The 17,844-nt window shown below is 68.5% G+C and carries 20 protein-coding genes; 15 read left to right on the plus strand and 5 right to left on the minus strand.

Annotated elements, in window-relative coordinates:
* Position 1: 1 nt before the first annotated feature.
* The 15 genes from LZ005_RS19155 (at position 2) to LZ005_RS19225 (ending at position 13,065) form a co-directional block, all read left to right on the plus strand.
* Positions 2-1,090 carry an AI-2E family transporter gene (locus LZ005_RS19155; RefSeq protein ID WP_237810109.1) on the plus strand — a complete coding sequence of 363 codons (1,089 nt, stop codon included), beginning with the start codon at positions 2-4 and terminating at the stop codon, positions 1,088-1,090.
* Positions 1,087-1,749: a DnaA regulatory inactivator Hda gene (hda, locus tag LZ005_RS19160; RefSeq protein ID WP_237810110.1), complete on the plus strand. Its 663-nt coding sequence runs from the start codon at positions 1,087-1,089 to the stop codon at positions 1,747-1,749. Before LZ005_RS19155 ends, hda begins: the two co-directional genes overlap by 4 nt.
* Positions 1,746-2,423 (plus strand): HAD family phosphatase, encoded by a 678-nt coding sequence (locus LZ005_RS19165; RefSeq protein WP_237810111.1) that lies wholly within the window; start codon positions 1,746-1,748, stop codon positions 2,421-2,423. The genes hda and LZ005_RS19165 overlap by 4 nt, the downstream gene beginning before the upstream one ends.
* Positions 2,416-3,789 carry a polynucleotide adenylyltransferase PcnB gene (gene pcnB, locus LZ005_RS19170; RefSeq protein ID WP_237810112.1) on the plus strand — a complete coding sequence of 458 codons (1,374 nt, stop codon included), beginning with the start codon at positions 2,416-2,418 and terminating at the stop codon, positions 3,787-3,789. The genes LZ005_RS19165 and pcnB overlap by 8 nt, the downstream gene beginning before the upstream one ends.
* On the plus strand, positions 3,786-4,256 hold the full coding sequence (gene folK / locus LZ005_RS19175) for a 2-amino-4-hydroxy-6-hydroxymethyldihydropteridine diphosphokinase (protein ID WP_237810113.1): 471 nt from the start codon (positions 3,786-3,788) through the stop codon (positions 4,254-4,256). The genes pcnB and folK overlap by 4 nt, the downstream gene beginning before the upstream one ends.
* A gap of 8 nt (positions 4,257-4,264) precedes the next feature.
* Positions 4,265-4,612: a DMT family protein gene (locus LZ005_RS19180; RefSeq protein ID WP_237810114.1), complete on the plus strand. Its 348-nt coding sequence runs from the start codon at positions 4,265-4,267 to the stop codon at positions 4,610-4,612.
* 23 nt (positions 4,613-4,635) lie between these two features.
* Positions 4,636-5,478, plus strand: a complete 843-nt coding sequence (gene panB, locus LZ005_RS19185; protein ID WP_237810115.1) for a 3-methyl-2-oxobutanoate hydroxymethyltransferase — start codon at positions 4,636-4,638, stop codon at positions 5,476-5,478.
* Between the two features lie 80 nt (positions 5,479-5,558).
* Positions 5,559-5,858 carry a hypothetical protein gene (locus tag LZ005_RS19190; protein ID WP_237810116.1) on the plus strand — a complete coding sequence of 100 codons (300 nt, stop codon included), beginning with the start codon at positions 5,559-5,561 and terminating at the stop codon, positions 5,856-5,858.
* 94 nt (positions 5,859-5,952) lie between these two features.
* Positions 5,953-6,435 (plus strand): DUF4402 domain-containing protein, encoded by a 483-nt coding sequence (locus LZ005_RS19195; protein ID WP_237810117.1) that lies wholly within the window; start codon positions 5,953-5,955, stop codon positions 6,433-6,435.
* Positions 6,436-6,537: 102 nt separating this feature from the next.
* Entirely contained in the window at positions 6,538-7,035 is a 498-nt protein-coding gene (locus LZ005_RS19200; RefSeq protein ID WP_237810118.1) for a DUF4402 domain-containing protein, read from the plus strand.
* 61 nt (positions 7,036-7,096) lie between these two features.
* Positions 7,097-7,480 (plus strand): hypothetical protein, encoded by a 384-nt coding sequence (locus LZ005_RS19205; protein WP_237810119.1) that lies wholly within the window; start codon positions 7,097-7,099, stop codon positions 7,478-7,480.
* 57 nt (positions 7,481-7,537) lie between these two features.
* On the plus strand, positions 7,538-8,002 hold the full coding sequence (locus tag LZ005_RS19210; protein WP_237810120.1) for a DUF4402 domain-containing protein: 465 nt from the start codon (positions 7,538-7,540) through the stop codon (positions 8,000-8,002).
* A 3-nt stretch (positions 8,003-8,005) separates the two neighbouring features.
* Positions 8,006-8,818 carry a molecular chaperone gene (locus LZ005_RS19215; RefSeq protein WP_237810121.1) on the plus strand — a complete coding sequence of 271 codons (813 nt, stop codon included), beginning with the start codon at positions 8,006-8,008 and terminating at the stop codon, positions 8,816-8,818.
* Positions 8,815-11,403 (plus strand): collagen binding domain-containing protein, encoded by a 2,589-nt coding sequence (locus LZ005_RS19220; protein ID WP_237810122.1) that lies wholly within the window; start codon positions 8,815-8,817, stop codon positions 11,401-11,403. The genes LZ005_RS19215 and LZ005_RS19220 overlap by 4 nt, the downstream gene beginning before the upstream one ends.
* Before the next feature lie 15 nt (positions 11,404-11,418).
* On the plus strand, positions 11,419-13,065 hold the full coding sequence (locus LZ005_RS19225) for a response regulator (RefSeq protein WP_237810123.1): 1,647 nt from the start codon (positions 11,419-11,421) through the stop codon (positions 13,063-13,065).
* 9 nt (positions 13,066-13,074) lie between these two features.
* Here LZ005_RS19225 and LZ005_RS19230 read toward each other — a convergent pair whose 3' ends face one another.
* The 5 genes from LZ005_RS19230 to LZ005_RS19250 are packed head-to-tail and all read right to left on the minus strand — an operon-like array spanning position 13,075 to position 17,656.
* On the minus strand, positions 13,075-14,487 hold the full coding sequence (locus LZ005_RS19230) for a saccharopine dehydrogenase C-terminal domain-containing protein (protein WP_237810124.1): 1,413 nt from the start codon (positions 14,485-14,487) through the stop codon (positions 13,075-13,077).
* Positions 14,477-15,034, minus strand: a complete 558-nt coding sequence (locus tag LZ005_RS19235) for an SET domain-containing protein (protein WP_237810125.1) — start codon at positions 15,032-15,034, stop codon at positions 14,477-14,479. Before LZ005_RS19235 ends, LZ005_RS19230 begins: the two co-directional genes overlap by 11 nt.
* Positions 15,031-15,627 (minus strand): SET domain-containing protein, encoded by a 597-nt coding sequence (locus LZ005_RS19240; RefSeq protein WP_237810126.1) that lies wholly within the window; start codon positions 15,625-15,627, stop codon positions 15,031-15,033. The genes LZ005_RS19235 and LZ005_RS19240 overlap by 4 nt, the downstream gene beginning before the upstream one ends.
* The gene (locus tag LZ005_RS19245; protein WP_237810127.1) at positions 15,624-16,520 is read right to left on the minus strand and encodes an ion transporter; all 897 of its coding nucleotides are present in this window, start codon (positions 16,518-16,520) and stop codon (positions 15,624-15,626) included. The genes LZ005_RS19240 and LZ005_RS19245 overlap by 4 nt, the downstream gene beginning before the upstream one ends.
* Positions 16,521-16,531: 11 nt before the next feature.
* A complete protein-coding gene (locus tag LZ005_RS19250; RefSeq protein ID WP_237810128.1) occupies positions 16,532-17,656 on the minus strand; it encodes a porin in 1,125 nt (374 codons plus the stop codon).
* Positions 17,657-17,844 lie beyond the last annotated feature (188 nt).

Here is a 17,844-nt window from a genome sequence, read left to right on the forward strand (position 1 = left end):
CATGCCTTTTTCCTTATCGCCGGAACAGAAGGAAAGCGCCTTCTGGCTCGCCCTCGGGCTGGCTTTCCTGGCGCTGCTGTTGGCCCTGGGGCCGGTCCTGACCCCATTCATCGCCGCCGCCATCCTCGCCTACGCGCTCAATGGCGCGGTCGACTACCTCGACCACCTGCATGTACGCGGGATCGGGGTACCGCGCACGCTCGCCGTCAGCGTCGTGATCAGCGGCTTTCTGGCCGCCATCCTGGCCCTGGTGCTGATCGTGGTGCCGGTGCTGAATGCCGAAATCCCCCTGCTGCAGGCCCAGATTCCGCAGTTCCTGCAGCGCCTCAACGATTTCCTGGCGCCGCGCCTGGGCGCGCTCGGCATCCATGTCCAGCTCGACGGCTCGGGCCTGCGCGAGCTGATGACCCAGCACCTGGCCGGCGGCAGCGAGGAAATCTGGGGCGCCGTGCTGCGCTCGGTAAAGACGGGCGGCTCGGCCGTCATGGGCTGGATCGGCACCCTGATCCTGGTGCCGGTGCTGCTGTTCTACCTGCTGCTCGACTGGCATCACCTGCTCAACAAAATCGCCGGCGCCGTGCCGCGCCGCTGGCTCAAGCCGGCCACGGCCATGGGGCGCGAAGTCAATTCCCTGCTCGCCCAGTATCTGCGCGGCCAGCTGCTGGTGATGCTGGTGCTGGCCGTCTACTACTCGGCCGGCCTGATGCTGGCCGGCTTCGATGTCGCCCTGCCGGTCGGCATCCTGACCGGCCTGCTGGTCTTCATTCCCTACCTCGGCTACGGCATCGGCCTGGCCCTGGCCCTGATCGCGGCCGTGCTGCAGTTTTCGAGCTGGCATGGATTAGTTGCAGTTGCAATTATCTACGGCGGCGGCCAGGTGCTCGAGAGCTTCTACCTGACGCCGCGCCTGGTCGGCGAACGGATCGGCATGAATCCGCTGGCCGTGATCTTCGCCCTGATGGCTTTCGGGCAGCTGTTCGGTTTCGCCGGCGTGCTGCTCGCCTTGCCGGCCTCGGCCGTGTTGCTGGTGGCCGGCCGCCATCTGCGCCGCCACTATCTGGCCAGCAGCTTTTATAATCGCGCTCCATGAAACAGCTGGTGTTGGATCTGGGCGCCGAAGCGGCACACCGCCTGGACAATTTTGAAGTCGGACAGAACGCGGAACTGGCGCATGTGCTGCACCAGGTGGCGGGCCGCGCCGCGCGCGAACATTTCCTCTACCTGTGGGGCGAGCCGGCCGCCGGCAAGACCCATCTGCTGCAGGGCCTGGCGGCGACGCCGGGCGCGCGCTATCTGCGTCCGGACGCCGGCAGCGCCGCCTTCACCTACACGCCCGACACCGACCTCTACCTGATCGACGACGTCCAGCTGCTGTCGGCCGCGGCCCAGATCGACGCCTTCGCCCTGTTCAACCAGGTGCGCGAGCACGGCGCCTGGCTGGTCTGCACGGGCAATGTGCCGCCGGCCGTGCTGCCGGTGCGCGAGGACCTGCGCACGCGCCTGGCCTGGGGCCTGGTCTACCAGGTGCATGGCCTGTCGGACGAGGACAAGATCGCCGCCCTGAGCCAGGCGGCGCAGGCGCGCGGATTGACGATCTCGCCAGCCGTGTTACCCTACCTGCTTTCCCATTTCCAACGCGATATGCGTTCGCTGTCATCGATGCTCGATGCCCTCGACCAGTATTCGCTCGAAACCCAGCGCCCGGTGACCCTGCCGCTGCTGCGCGACCTGCTGACGTCCCAACAATGAGTAATCGCCTCGCCCTGTTCGACCTCGACCATACCCTGCTGCCCGTGGATTCCGACCACGAATGGGGCGAATTCCTGGTCCGCATCGGCGCCGTCGATCCGGTCGAACACCGGCGCCGCAACGACGCCTTCTTCGAGCAATACAAGGCCGGCACCCTCGATCCGCTCGAGTACCTGGGCTTTGCGTTGGGGACCCTGGCGCGCTGGCCGCGTGCCGAACTGGACGCCATGCATGCGCGCTACATGGACGAGGTGATCCGGCCGAATCTGCGCCCCAGCGCGCTCGAACTGGTCAAGTCCCACCTCGACGCAGGCGACCTGGTCGGCGTGGTGACGGCCACCAACCGCTATGTGACGGCGCCGATCGTCCAGCTGTTCGGGGTGCCGCACCACATCGCCGCCGTGCCCGAAGAGGACGCGCACGGCAACCTGACCGGGCGCCTGCTGGGCGATCACACGAACGGCCCCGGCAAGGTGCGCGCCGTGCAGGCCTGGCTGGCCGGGCTCGGCCGCACGCTCGACAGCTTCGAGCGCAGCACCATGTACAGCGATTCGCAAAACGACATCCCGCTGATGTCCCTGGTGACCCACCCGGTCGCCACCAACCCGAATGCCGCCCTGGCCGCCCACGCGACCCAGCATGGCTGGCCCATCCTGCATCTGTTCAATGATTAAGAAACTGATCCGCAAATTCCTCGGCGTCAAAGACGGCGCCGCGCGCGACCCCAGCCAGCCCGACGTGCTCGGGCGCGAGCAGCACGGCATCGACCCGGCCCTGATTTCGCCGAACGCCGTGCGGGTCACGCGCACGCTGCAGGAGGCCGGGTATGCCGCCTTCATCGTCGGCGGTGCCGTGCGCGACCTGCTGACCGGGGTCAAGCCCAAGGATTTCGACGTCGCCACGAATGCCACGCCCGAGCAGGTCAAGCGCCTGTTCCGGCGCGCCTTCATCATCGGCAAGCGCTTCCAGATCGTGCACGTGATGTTCGGCCAGGAGCTGATCGAGGTGACCACCTTCCGCGGCATCGGCTCGGGCAATGCGCCCAAGGACGAGCATGGGCGCGTGCTGCGCGATAACCAGTTCGGGCCCCAGCACGAGGACGCGGCGCGGCGCGACTTCACCATCAATGCCATGTACTACGACCCGGCCAGCGAGCAGGTGCTCGACTACCACGGCGGGGTGGCCGACATCCGCGCGCGCACGCTGCGCATCATCGGCCAGGCCGAGCAGCGCTACCGCGAGGACCCGGTGCGCATGCTGCGCGTGGTGCGCTTTGCGGCCAAGCTGAAATTCGAGATCGAGCCGGCCACGCGCCAGCCGATCCATGTGATGGCCCCGCTGATCAACAATGTGCCGCCGGCGCGCGTGTTCGACGAGATGCTCAAGCTGCTGATGAGCGGGCACGCGATGGCCTGCGTCGAGCAGCTGCGCAAGGAAGGCCTGCACCACGGCCTGCTGCCGCTGCTGGACGTGGTGCTCGAACAGCCGATCGGCATGAAGTTCGTGACCCTGGCGCTGGACGCGACCGACCAGCGCATCATGGCCGGCAAGGGCGTCTCGCCGGGCTTCCTGTTCGCCGCCCTGCTGTGGCACCAGGTGCTGGAAAAGTGGACCGCCTACCAGGCCGCCGGCGAGTCGCCGATTCCGGCCCTGCACCTGGCGGCCGACGCCGTGCTCGATTCCCAGACCGAGAAGCTGGCCCTGCAGCGCCGCATCGCCACCGACATGCGCGACATCTGGGCCATGCAGCCGCGCTTTGAGCGGCGCGTCGGCAAGAGCCCCTACAAGCTGCTCGAGCATCCGCGCTTTCGGGCCGGCTACGACTTCCTGCTGCTGCGCTGCGCCTCGGGCGAGCTCGAGGACGAACTGGGCAACTGGTGGCGCGACTTCTACGAGGCGTCCGATCTCGACGCGCGCGACAGCCTGATCCAGGCCGCCAACAGCGGCCTCGGGGCCGCGGCCAAGAAGCGCCGGCCGCGCCGTGGCGGGCGCCGGCGCAAGGGCGGCGAAGGCGGCGACAGCGGCGGCGCGGACGCATGATCGCCTACATCGGCATCGGCGCCAATCTGGGCGACGCGCGCGCCACCGTGCGCGAGGCCTTCACGCGCCTGGACACGGCGCCGGCCTGCCGCCTGCTGGCCAGTTCGCCGCTGTACCGCACCACGCCGATCGAGTCCGCGGGCGAGGACTACATCAATGCCGTGGCCAAGATCGAAACCGGGCTGACCCCGCACGCCCTGCTCGACGCCCTGCACGCGATCGAGCAGGCGCACGGGCGCGAACGGCCCTACCGCAATGCTCCGCGCACGCTCGACCTCGACATCCTGCTCTACGATGATCTGATCGTCGACATGCCGGGCCTGCATATTCCCCACCCACGCATGTGCGCGCGCGCCTTCGTGCTGGTGCCCTTGCTCGACATCGCACCGGCCCTGAGCGTGCCCGGGCTGGGCCCGGCGCGCGCCTTTCTGCCCGCCGTGCGCGAGCAGGGCATCGCGCCGCTGTAGGAGATCCGATGCAGCTTCCCGTCATTATCCAGACCGCCGGCCTGCTGGTGCTGTCGAATGTGTTCATGACCTTCGCCTGGTATGGCCACCTGAAGAATTTGGCCGGCAAGCCCTGGCTGGCGGCTGCCCTGATCAGCTGGGGCATCGCCCTGTTCGAATACCTGCTGCAGGTGCCGGCCAACCGCATCGGCCATACGGCTTACAATCTGTCCCAGCTGAAGATCCTGCAGGAAGTGATCACCCTGAGCGTGTTCGTGCCCTTCGCCATGCTGTACATGGGCCAGCCGTTCAAGCTCGACTACGTCTGGGCCGGCCTGTGCCTGCTGGGCGCGGTGTACTTCATTTTCCGGACCTAGCCCCCACCCACCACGAGGCAAGCATGAGTTCCTACCTCCAGAACGCCGGCGACAACGCGCCGGCCGCACCCCAGCTCAAGCCGGTCACCACGCCGGTGCTGCAGGCGATGCGCGCGCGTGGCGAAAAAATCGCCATGCTCACCTGTTATGACGCCAGCTTCGCGGCCCTGATGGAGCGCTGCGGCGTCGATGTGCTGCTGATCGGCGACTCGCTCGGCATGGTCTGCCAGGGCCATGACTCGACGCTGCCGGTGACGGTGGCCGACATCGCCTACCACACGGCGGCCGTGGCGCGCGGCGCACGCCGTCCGCTGATCGTCGCCGACATGCCCTTCGGCAGCTACGCGACCCCGCTCGAGGCCTACACCCACGCCGTGCGCCTGATGCAGGCCGGCGCCCACATGGTCAAGCTCGAAGGCGGGGCCTGGCTGGCCGAGACCGTGCGCTTCCTGGTCGAACGGGCGGTGCCGGTCTGCGCCCACGTCGGCCTGACCCCGCAGTCGGTCCACCAGCTGGGCGGCTACAAGGTGCAGGGCAAGACCGACAGCTCGGCCGAGCAGCTCAAGGCCGATGCTCTGGCCCTGCAGGCGGCCGGTGCGGCGCTGATCGTGTTCGAGGCGATTCCGGCCGCCCTCGGCGCCGAAGCGACGGCCCTGCTGCACATCCCCAGCATCGGCATCGGCGCCGGCCCCGACTGCGCCGGCCAGGTGCTGGTCATGCACGATCTGCTCGGCGTTTTCCCGGGCCGCAAGGCGCGCTTCGTGAAGAACTTCATGGACGGCCAGAGCAGCATCGAAGCGGCCGTGCGCGCCTACGTGCAGGCGGTCAAGGACGGCAGCTTCCCGGCGCCCGAACACTGCTTCTGAGAAACACCCCGCTATTCGGGGTTTTGATTCCGCAAGGAAAGGATATGCTGTAGGGCAATAAACTGTGTGTGGATTGCCCGATGGTCTCCCGTTCCCTGCTGCTGGCCTCGCTCGTGGCCGCCCTGCTGCTGGCCCGCAATGATGAAGCGGCCTCGACGCAGGCGGGCGCCAGCGCCACCGTGCTCTCGATGGGCGTGGTCGGCGTGAGCGCCACGGCCGCGTCCGGCCAGCTCAGCGTGTATGGCGGAACCGGCAACAGTTTCAGCGTCTCCAGCCCCGGCAGCCCGGGTGCGCACAGCCTGCCCAGCAGCGGCAGCACGACCCTGGCGCTGCCGCCCACGCGCGGCGCGCCGCTGCCGGTGATGGTCGACTACAACTAGAAATCGGGGGGAAACCCCGTCTTGTTCTTTCGATTAATGTTGAACAGATTTCGCTAATCTGTCGTTTATCGCAACATTAATTGTCGAGAGCACAATGTCCAAACGCATCCTGAGCGCTGCCTGCCTGCTGGCCCTGTCCAGTCTGGCCCAGGCTGCGTCCACCACGGCCAACGGCACCGCCACGGTGATCGCGCCGATGACCATCACCAAGACCAATGACCTGCGCTTCGGCAGCTTCGCCCCGAGCACGGCGGCTGGCACGGTCACCATCGCCACCAACGGCAGCCGCAGCGGCAGCAATGTCAGCCTGTCTTCGCTCAACACGGGCGGCGCCGCCGCCTTCAGCGTGACCGGGAGCGGGAATGCCACCTATGCGATCACCCTGCCGGCCACGGCCAGCCTGAGCGGCCCCGGCACGGCGATGACGATTTCGAGCTTCACCTCGAACCCGTCCGGCAGCGGCACCCTGAGCGCGGGCAGCGGCAGCATCAGCGTCGGCGGCACCCTGGCCGTGGGCGCCTCGCAGGCGGCCGGCGCCTACACGGGCAGCTTCAGCGTGAGCGTCGATTACAACTGATACGCCGATAAATACAGGCAAAACACGGCCCTGTTCGACCGATCACAGCGCGCCAGCAGTCTTTACAGTACACCCTAACAACAGATTCCTTTGAGGCAGACCATGCACACCAAGACCTTCATCCGCGCCATCGCCCTCGCCGCCCTCGCCGCCGGTTTCAGCCACAGCGCCAGCGCCGCCTCGGCCACGGCCAGCGGCACCGCCACCGTGATCGCCCCGATGACGATCACCAAGACCAATGACCTGCGCTTCGGCGCCTTCGCCCCGACCACCTCGGCCGGCACGGTGACCATCGCCACCGGCGGCGCCCGCACCGGCTCGAACGTCAGCCTGTCCTCGCTCAACGCCGGCGGCGCCGCCAGCTTCAACGTCACCGGCGACACCACCGCCACCTATGCGATCACGCTGCCGACCACGGCCACCCTGAGCGGCCCCGGCACGGCGATGACGATTTCGAGCTTCACCTCGAACCCGTCCGGCACCGGCACCCTGAGCGCCGGCGCCGGCACCATCAGCGTCGGCGGCACCCTGGCCGTGGGCGCCTCGCAGACGGCCGGTTCCTATTCGGGCAGCTTCAGCGTGACGGTCGACTACAACTGAGCGTTGCGCCGGCGCCGCGGTTAGTTTCCTTTTGGAAAAATGCGGCGTAGAATCGGTCGGTATGCAAGCCGACCTTCGCCAACTGCTGATTTTGCTGGCCGCCTGCGCCCCCCTGACTCCAGGGATGGCCGAGGCGGCCGCCGCGTCTGCGCTGGCCGCCGCCACCGTGCTGCCCCAGGCCACGCCGGAAGCGCCGGTGCTGGTCGAAGTGCGCAACAACGGCAATGGCGCTCTGGTCCTGAGCGCCACCCCGGCTGCGGCGCGCACGGACGGCGCCAGCGTGTCCGCCACCCTCAGCACGGCGGAAGGCAGCACCAGCCTGGCCAGCGTGGCCAGCGCCAGCAGCACCGTGCCGGGCCTGGTCGGCCAGCGTCTGGCCGTGGTGCTGGCCCAGGCCGACACGAACACCCCGGGCAAGCTGCAGCTGACCATCAACTACAACTGAGTTGCAGGAGCGCGGCCGGCCTGCTATCGTCGGGCCGTTTGCTTGATACCGCCTCCCATGCGCATTTTCCGTTTTCTCTGTGGCCTGCTGCTGGCCGGCGTCTGTGGCGCCGCCGCCGCCGTGCCGTTTCGCATCAACACCAGCCAGGGCCTGGCCTTCGGCAGCTTTGTCGCCGCCAGCGGCGGCAGCGTGACGGTCAGCCCGGCCGGCCTGCGCACGGCCAGCGGCGCGGTGACCCTGATCAGCTCCGATGGCGGACGCCCGGCCGCCTTCATCGTCAGCGGCAATAACAACTGGACCTACACCATCACCCTGCCCAGCCAGGCCACCCTGGTCAATGCCAATGGCCAGACCATGGTGCTGAACCACTTCACCAGCACGCCCAGCGACAGCACGGCCAGCAGCGGTCTGCTCAGCGGCGGCAGCCAGATGCTGTATGTCGGCGCCACCCTGCAGGTCAATGCCAACCAGGCCAGCGGCAGCTATAGCGGCAGCTTCACCGTGATCGTCGATAATCCCTGAACCATGCTCCGACTCCTGCTCCTGTGCCTGCTGCTGGCGGCCCGCCCGGCCCTGGCCGACCTGATGATCAACCCGACCCGCATCGTGCTCGACAAGAACCAGCGCTCGGCCCAGATCGACCTGATCAACAACGGCAACGAGACCGCCACCTACCGCGTCAGCGTGGTCAACCGGCGCATGTCCGAGACCGGCGATTTCTCCGTCGCTGAGCAGGCCCAGCCGGGCGAGCTGTTCGCCGACCAGATGATCAGCTATTCGCCGCGCCAGATCGTGCTGGCCCCGGGCGCTTCCCAGCTCGTGCGCGTGCTGGTGCGCAAGCCGGAGAATCTGGCCGCCGGCGAATACCGCTCGCATCTGGTGTTCGAGCGCATTGCCGATCCGGCTGCCCCGGCCCCGGCCGAGGGCGCCACCGTCACCAGCAATGAAGTCGGCATCAAGCTGACCGCCCTGGTCGGCGTGTCGATCCCCGTCATCGTGCGCCAGGGCGAGACCAGCGCCAGCGTCAGCCTCGGCCAGCTGGCCCTGGCCGCGCGCAGCGAAGGCCAGCCGCAGCTGGTCACCTTCGACATCAGCCGCAGCGGCAACCGCTCCGTGTATGGCGACATCGTGCTCAGCTTCACGCCCGAGGGCGGCAGCGAGATGGTGCTGGCCAAGGCGGCCGGCGTGGCCGTGTATGTGCCCAACGCGCTGCGCCGCGCCAAGCTGGCGCTGGCCCCGGGCACCAGCCTGAGCAAAGGGCGCCTGACGGTGCGCTTCCATGCCCGCCCCGAAGAAGGCGGCAAGGCGCTGGCCGAGACCAGCGTCACCCTGCCTTGAGGCGCCTGCGCCGGGCGCTGGCGGCAACGGCCCTGCTGGCCGCGCTGGCGGCCCAGGCGGCCGAAGCGCCCTTCCCCGACACCAGTTTGGTGCTGCTCGAGGTGCGCCTCGGGCAGGACGCGCTGACCGACAGCTTCAGCGCCTACCAGCTCGGGCGCCAGACCTTTCTGCCGCTGGGCGAACTGGCGCGCCTGCTGACCATCGCCGTGCGCGCCCAGCCCGAACAGGGCACGGCCAGCGGCTTCATTCTGCAGGAAGGGCGCGGCTTCCGGCTCGACGCGCGCGCCGGCCTGGTCACCCTCGGCGAGCGCAGCGAGCGCTTCGATCCTGCCCTGGTGCGCGTGGCCGAGGACGACATCTACGTCGACAGCAGCCTGCTGGCGCGCTGGTTCCCGGTCGACCTGAGCCTCGACCTGTCCAGCCTGGCCCTGCTGGTGACGGCGCGCGAGCCGCTGCCGCTGCAGCTGCGCCTGAAGCGCGAGCAGGCCGCCGCCCAGGCCGGCACCAGCGGCGCCTATGTCGATCCCCACTATCCGCGCGTGGCGCCGCGCTATGCGCTGGCCAGCGTGCCGATGATCGACCAGACCTTCGGCCTGAACATGGCGCGCAGCAGTGGCAGCCGCCAGCGCGAACTCAGTTCCACCACCTTCCTCGCGGGCGATCTGCTCGGCATGCAGGCGCAGATGTTCATCGCCGGCGGCAGCAGCGGCGCTGCCGGCACCAACAGCCGCCGCCTGACGCTCGGGCGTGACGATCCCGAGGGCGGTCTGCTCGGCCCCCTGGGCGCGCGCAGCCTGGCGCTGGGCAGCGTGGCCGTGCCCGGCCTGGCCCAGGTCACGCGCTCCTCGCCTACGGGGAACGGCCTGGCCATCAGCAACCTGCCGCTCAACCGCGCCAGCAGCTTCGACCGCCATACCTTCCAGGGCGATCTGCCGCCGGGCTGGGACGTCGAACTGTTTTTCAACGAGGCCCTGGTCGGCTTCCAGCAGTCGCGCGCGGACGGCAAATACGTGTTCGCCGACCGCCCGCTGGTGTACGGCGCCAACAACTTCCGCCTGGTGTTCCACGGCCCCCAGGGCCAGCTGCGCGTCGAGCGCCAGACCTTCCTGCTCGACGACAGCGCGCTGGTGCCGGGCCAGCTGTTCTACACGCTGGCCGCGCACCGCACGGCCGACGGCTACCGGCACGCGCTCGGCCAGGTGCAGCTGGGGATCAGCCGCGCGCTGGCCCTGAATGCGGCCGTGCTGCAGAGCGAGAGCCAGAGCGGCCTGCAGCAGTACCAGAAGGCCGGCCTGCTGCTGTATGGCGGCCCGGCCATCGCCACCCTCGATCTGGTGCAGCAGCAGGGCGGCGGCCGCCTGCTCGACCTGGGCGTGAAGACGCGCGCCGGGGCCCTGCTCATCTCGGGCAACCACACGCGCCTGCAGGACTTCAGCAGCGACGTGTATGTGGCCAGCGCCGACCCGGTGCGCCAGCGCGACGCCCTGCGCCTGGACGGCCTGCTGCCGCTCGATGTGCTGCGCCGCATGCCGCTGACCCTGGAGCTGACGCGCGACCGCCTGCAGTCGGGCCAGTCGAACCAGCAGCTGGCGGCCCAGGCGGTCGGCTATCTGCAGGGCCTGGCCGTGACCAACCAGCTTGCCTGGAACCGCCTGGGCGAGCAGCGCAACACCAGCGGCAGCCTGCAACTGGCCTCGCTGTGGCGCGACGTCGGCCTGCGCGGCCAGTTCGGCTACACGCTGCGGCCCGAGCGGCGCCTGGCTACGATCGGGGCGGCGGCCGACAAGCCGCTCGGCGAGGAGATGCGGCTCGGCCTCGATCTGGTGCGCCAGCTCGACAACCCGGATACGCGCCTGACGGCCAGCCTGACCAAGAGCCTGGGCAGCTTCGGCTACGCGCTCACTCTGATGCGCAGCAAGGGCAGCCTGGCGCTCGGCGCGCAGCTGTTCATCTCGGCCGCGCGCGAGCCGCGCAGCGCACGCTGGCAGACCAGCGCCCAGCCGATGGCGAATATGGGCGCGCTGGCGGCGCGCGTGTTCGTCGACCGCAATCTGAACGGGGTGATGGATGCCGATGAAGCGCCGGTGCGCCTGGCCGGGGTGAACATCAATGGCGTGCTGCAGCCGGCCCGCAGCGATGCCGACGGCCTGCTGCTGCTGCCGCAGCTGGCGCCGAACCAGTACGCCGACGTGGCCGTCAATATCGGTACGCTGGAAGACCCGCAGTGGACCCCGGCCCCGCGCGGCCTGCGCGTGCTGCCGCGCGCCGGCCATGTGGAGACGCTCGAGCTGCCGCTGGCGCTGACGGCCGAAATCGACGGCACCGTCAGCGTAGCCGGCAAGGCCAAGGGCGCTGGCGACCTGACGCTCGAACTGCTCGACGCGCGCGGCCAGGTGGTCAATACCGCCAGCACGGCGGCCGACGGCTTCTACATCGTGCAGTTCGTCCTGCCCGGCACCTACACGCTGCGCGTGGCGCCCCAGCAGCTCGAACGGCTTGGCCTGCAGGCGCCGGCGCGCACGGTCACGATCGGCAGCGACGGGCGCTTCCTCAACGGTCAGGATTTCATCCTGCGCCCGCGCTGAGATACACTAGGGCCCATGGACAAATCCGCCAACATCCTCATCGTCGACGACTACCTGCTGATCCGCACGGCTGTACGCGGCGTGCTCGGGGAGCTCGGCTTCTTCAATGTGTTCCAGGCCGATAATGGCAAATCGGCCCAGGAGCTGATGCGCAAGCAGCCGGTCGACATCGTCATCGCCGACTGGTCGATGCCGGTGATGAATGGGCTCGAGCTGCTCAAGTGGATGCGGCGCGATGAACGGCATCGCAAGACGCCCTTCATGATGCTGACGGCGGAGGCCAATCCGTCCGGCGTGCAGGCGGCCATGAAGGCCGGCGTGAACGCCTACCTGGTCAAGCCCTTCACGGTGCACAGCTTCGCCAGCAAATTCCTCGGCATGCTGGGCCCCGTGGCCGATGCGCCGCGCCCGCCCGAGACCGGGGCCGACCAGCTGGCGCGCGAACAGCGCCTGACCCAGGTGGCGCCGAGCGTGCCGACGGCGGCGCCGACGGCCGCACCAAGCGCGCCGCCGCCGCGCCTGCCCGAAGCGGCGCCGCCGCTGCCGGCGCCGGCCGTCATCGGCCTTGAACGGCCGATCGCCGAACGTCTGAAGAAATGCACGGTGCTGATCGTCGACGACATCGCCACCAATATCGAAGTGCTGGCCGGCGCCCTCAAGGACGACTACGCACTCAAGGTCGCCATCAGCGGGCGCAAGGCGATCGAGATCGCCAACCAGTTCCACATCGACCTGATCCTGCTCGACATCATGATGCCGGTGATGGACGGCTATGAGGTCTGCCGCCAGCTCAAGGCCAATGCGCGCACGGCGAATATTCCGGTGATCTTCCTGTCCGCGCGCGACGGCGTTGAGGACGTGGTGGCCGGGCTGAAGCTGGGCGCCGTCGATTACGTGACCAAGCCGGTCGACCCGACCATCCTGAAGGCGCGCCTGTCGGCCCACCTGACCCTGTCGACGGCGATGCGCGACCTGCAGCGCCAGAACGACGTGCTGGCCGAATCGGCCCAGCTGCGCGAAGACGTCGACCGCATGACGCGCCACGACCTGAAAAGTCCGGTCGGCGTGGCCCTGCAGTGCGCCGAGTCGCTGCTGGCCGACCCGCGCCTGCCGGCCGACCTGCGCGACAAGGTGGAGCTGGTGGCCAGCGCCGCCGGCCACGCGCTCGAGATGGTCAACCGCACCCTGGACGTGGTGAAGATGGAGATGGGCCAGTACCAGCCGGTGCTGGCGCAGTTCGGACTCGGTCCGCTGCTGCGCAAGGTGGCCCAGCAGACCGAGGCCGCCTTCGCCTGGAAGGAGATCCGCTGCCGCCTCGAGGACGGCATCGACAGCGACGCCCTCGGCGAAGAGCTGCTGTGCTACTCGATGTTTTCGAATCTTTTCAAGAACGCGGCCGAGGCTTCGCCCCAGGGCGGCATCATCGTCGTATCGGTGGCGCCCGGCTTCGGCAATGCCCACATCTGCATCGACAACGAAGGCGAGGTGCCGAACGAACTGCGCGAGCGCTTCTTCGACAAGTACGCCACCATGGGCAAGGCCGGCGGCACCGGCCTGGGGACCTATTCGGTCAAGCTGATGGCCGAGGTGCAGGGCGGCGAGGTCGCCATGCAGAGCGAGGACGGGCGCACGCGCCTGACCGTCACCCTGCCGGCGCCCTGAGGCGCGCCCTCAGTCCAGGCGCATATTCGAAAACTGCCAGGGATCGTCCGGATCGCAGGGGCGCGCGAACATCGGGTCGCGCGTGGCCAGCGGCGTCCAGTCCGAGAATTCGCCGAACACTTCGCCCAGATACGGGCGCGCCAGCGCCAGCACACGCGCGCTGTCCATCTGCTCCGGCTCGACCACGCCGCGCTCCGGATTCTCGAGCGCCCACACCACGCCGGCGAACACGCTGGCCGCCACCTGCAGCGTGGTGGCATTGGTCTGCGGGTTGAGGCGGCGCGCCTCGGCGATGCTCAGACGCGAGCCATACCAGTAGCAGCCGTGCCGGCCATAGCCGAGCAGCACGCCGAGCGTGTCGTCGCCCGCAGCCACATCGTGGATCAGCACCCCGTCGCGCGTGTCGGCGCGCTGCCAGAAGCGCGCGGCCAGATCGTGGGTGCTGGCGATGGTGGCGTCGCTCGGGCGGTAGGCGTAGTAGCAGGTGGGGCGGTACAGCACGCGCCCGTCGGCGTCGCGCAGGGTCAGAAAATCGGGCAGCGAGATCGCCTCGTTATGCGTGATCAGGTAGCCCTGGTAGACGCCGACGCGCGGCACCCAGCTCTGTACGCGGACCTGGTAGCCGGGCTTGGCGAGATAGATCGCCGCGTCGCAGCCGAAGCCGTGGCGATGCCCGTCCGGCGGCAGCGCGCGTTCGTGCGTGCCCCAGCCCAGTTCGGCCGGCTGCCCGGCCTCGGAGATGAAGCCGTCGGCCGACCAGGTGTTGAAGAACTGGTGCGGCGCGCGTGGGCGCGTGGTCTGCTGGGCGTCGTATTCGGCCACCTGGATCAGGCGCAGATCGATCGCGCGCGCCCGCGCGGCCCACTCGGCCTGGCTGCGCGGGGTCTGGGCCGGCAGCTCGAGGCGTTCGGCCACATGGCCGATGGCGAGTTTGGCCAGATGGCTGACCAGGCCCGGATTGGCGCCGTGGCAGCTGACCGCCGTGACGCTGCCGCGCACCTGCAGGGCCTGTTCGCGCAGGCGGTAGTTGCTGCGCTCCGAATGGCTGAAGGCGGCGTTTTCATACCAGCCGTCCCAGGGTTCGATCACGGTGTCGAGATAAAGCGCACCGCGCTCCTGCGCCAGGCGCATCAGGCTGAGCGAGCAGACCGTATTGGCCACCGAGATCAGCATGTCGCCCGGGCGCAGGCGCGCGCCCAGCACCTGCTGGTAGTTCTCGGCGTCGAGCGCCAGACATTCGTAGCGCCCGAATTCGCCGTTGACGAAGCCGGCCACCGGATCGGGCGCGATGATCGTCACTTGATCCGGCCCCAGGGCCAGGCGCTCGCGTAGCAGCGGCAGCAGGCCCTGGGCCACGCTGCCCAGGCCGATGATCCAGAAGTGGCGCGCGCGCCCCAGGTGGCTCAGGTCTTCAAGCGGCATCGCGCGCGGCCTCCTGCAGCTGGGCGATCTGGGCGGTGTCGAGCAGGGGCCAGAGCGGCTGGCGCACCTTATCGACCAGGTTCAGGGCCTGGCGCAGACGCTGCGCGTGCAGCGGCGCCACCGCCTCCGGCTGGCGCGAGTCGATGTGGCCGCGGCACTGCGCGGCGCCGCACAGGCAGTCGAATTCCTCGTAGTCCGCCAGGTAGAGCAGCGCGTAGTCATTGGTCAGCTGCTCGCCGGCGGCGATCGGGCGCCAGGCGATCTCCACGCCCCAGGGCGTGAACACACAGTTGTAGTCGCAGGCGTGGTTCATGAAGCGCGCGCCGTCCCAGCACAGCACCCACTGGGCATCGTCGTCGAGATAGGCGTGGCGCGTGAAGCGCTCGCGCATCACTTCCGGCAGGGCCGCATAGGCGGCGCCGCTGATGCGCTGGTCGAGCGGATCGCGCGCCCAGATCACGGTCCCGGCGGGAATCGGGCGGGTGGCGATCATGCCGACGCCGACCGCCTCGCTGATGCCGACCAGGCGCGTGTCGGGGTGGATCATGCGCCCTCCCGCTTGCCGGCGTAGACGTAGATGGCCGGATCGGGCAAGGCGCGACTGCCATCGAGGTAGCCATCCCATTCAGCGCGGTCGAGCAGATAGGGCAGCAGCGGCTGCGCCACATGGGGTGCCGCGTCCAGCGCCGCGCGCACCTTGTCGTTCCAGCGCGCGGCCTCGGCCAGCGCATCGGTCGGGCGCACCAGGCCACGGCAATTGGCGGCGCCGCAGCTGCAAGCCATCGCGTTTTCGTAATTGCAGGCGCCATAGTCGCAGGTCAGCTCCTCGCCCACGCCGATGTCGCGCACCGCGATCTCGAGCGCATTCCCGAGCGGGAGCATGGCCGGGTCGCAGGCGTGGTTGACGAAGCGCGCCAGATCCCAGCACAGGACCGTGTCGCCGGTGTCGTCGACATAGCCCCAGACTTCGGCGATGTGCTTGTACGGCGCCGGCAGGCTGGCCACCTGCTGCGGCGGCAGCACGATATCGAAGGCGCAGCGGTTCCAGACCAGGGTGCCTTTCGGGATCGGCTTGGTGGCGACCACGCCGCGGCCGACCTTCTCGTTGATGAACACCAGCTGGGTATCGGGGTGAATCATGACTGTCCTTCGCGTTGGGATGAAAGGCGCGCGACTTCTTCGCGCAGCTGGCGCAGCTCCACCAGAATCTGGGCCAGCGCGCCCGGATCTTCCGGCTCGGCCTCGGCCTCACCGTCCTCGCCCGCGTCGTCGGCGCCGGGCACGCTGCGCCCGGTCAGCTCGTCGAACGAGACTTCGTAGAGCAGGTAGATGACCATGCCCGAGAAGAAGTTAAACACCACATAGCTCATGATCATGAAGTAGGGCAGCAGGAAGAAATGCGCCCACGGGTGGTGCGGCAGCAGCGGATTGATCACGTCTTCGTAGGCGAACAGCGCGGCCACGCGGAACAGCGAGAACATCGCCGTGTGCACATTGCCGAAGTGGGCCGGATCGGTTACGCCGAACAGCTCATAGCCCATGATGGCAAACACGAACAGCACCACCAGCATGATCACGCTGATGGTGAAGCAGGCCGCCACCGAGTGCCAGATCACGGAGGCCAGCAGGCGCACCGTCTTGAAGCGCGCCATCAGACGCATCACGCGCAGCACGCGCAGGGCCCGGATGGCCGAGAACATCGGCGCTTCGCCGACGATCGAGACGCCGACCACCACGGTGTCGAACCAGTTCCAGCCATCCTTGGGGAAGGCGCGGCCCTGGGCCACGATGCGCAGCGCCAGTTCGAGCGCGAACAGGATCACCACGGCGCGGTCGAAATGATCGAGCAATGCGCTCCAGCGGATGCCGCTGCCGGCCTCCCATTCGGCCAGCATGGCCGGGTAGGTCTGCAGCCCGATGGTCAGGGCATTAATCAGAATCAGAATCGTCAGCGCGCGTTCGACGACCGGCGCCGCCAGCAAGGTGGCCAGGCGCGCGCGCCAGCCGGGAACCGCAAGGGTCTGTGCTTCCATCGTCCATCTCCTCAGAACGTGTAGGCCAGACCGAACATCAGATTGCGTTCGAGGCCAGGGGTTTTGTATTCAGCCATCGCGCCGTCCGCACCGCCGCTGTGGCGGCGCAGGTCGGCCTCGAGGTAGACATTGGTGCGTTCGTCGAGCGCATAGTCGGCCACCGCCGCCACACCGTGCGCGTGCCCGCTGCCCCAGGCGGCCGCGCTGTTCTGGCGGTAGCGCGCATACGCGGCCGACAGATGCAGCTGTTTGCTGGCCTGGAAGCCGACGCCGCCATAGCTGATGTGGTAGCGCGCGCCGAGACTGTTATTGGCGCGCATATGCGACAGATACAGCTTGACCGGCTCCAGATCGAGCACGGCGCCGAGCACCGCGTTCTGGCGATGGGCGCGGCCGTCCTCGGTGCGCTGGCGCGTGAAGGCGCCGGCGAAAGTCAGCTTGCCCTGCTGCCAGGTGCCGCCCAGGCCGAGCGTGCCGCCCACGGTGCCCGGCCTTTTCAGCGCGTTCATGTAATCGGCCTGCAGGCTGAAGCCCTCGCCCTTGAACTGATAGACCAGGCCGCGCTGCAGATAGCCATTGAACCAGTTGGCGCCCGCTTCGGCCAGGGCGCCCGCATCGGCGCGGCCATCGGTGAAGGAGTCGCCCATGTAGAGCAGGTCGTTCCAGTAGATGCCCCAGCCGTTGTCGATCGGGTTGAGCACGCCCCAGGCGATATTCGTCATCACATTGTTCTGCTGGCCGACGGTCAGCTGGCCCCAGGCGCCGGCCACGCCGGCATAGGTCTGGCGCGGTTCCAGCGTCCATTGGCGGCCGTGTTCACCGCGGTCGGCGCCGAGGCCGAACTCGATGTGCAGCAGCGGCTGCAGCCCGCTCGCGGCCGCATCGGCCTCGCCGAACTTCACGCCGACCAGCGATTCGCGGATGCCATTCAGATTCCAGGTGCGCTCGCTCGGCGCATGCGGATCGGCCCAGCGGTAATACATGGCGTCGATGCTGGCGAACCAGTCGAGCCCGGCTTTCGGCGCCGCCTCCGGCTCCCCCGTCTTGGCGGCCTCCTGGCCGGCCGCGGCGCTCAGCGTCAGCAGACACAGGCCGGCAGCGGCCAGCGCGCGCCGCCGATTCGTTGTACCAAACATACAGTTTCCTTATTATTTGTCGCGCCCGGTGGCCTAGCGGCGCGCTGACTGATGACCACCCCACCCCCTCCGGTGCGATGCTTGGTTCGGGAAAAAATACTAAACGATTACAAGTTTGCAATCAAGAAAGACTGATGAGCAAGATTTCACATCCTGCAAAAACGCCGCCCCCCAGCCTTTCCAGCCAA

The organism is Massilia sp. TS11, from assembly GCF_022012445.1.
GTDB lineage: Bacteria > Pseudomonadota > Gammaproteobacteria > Burkholderiales > Burkholderiaceae_D > Telluria.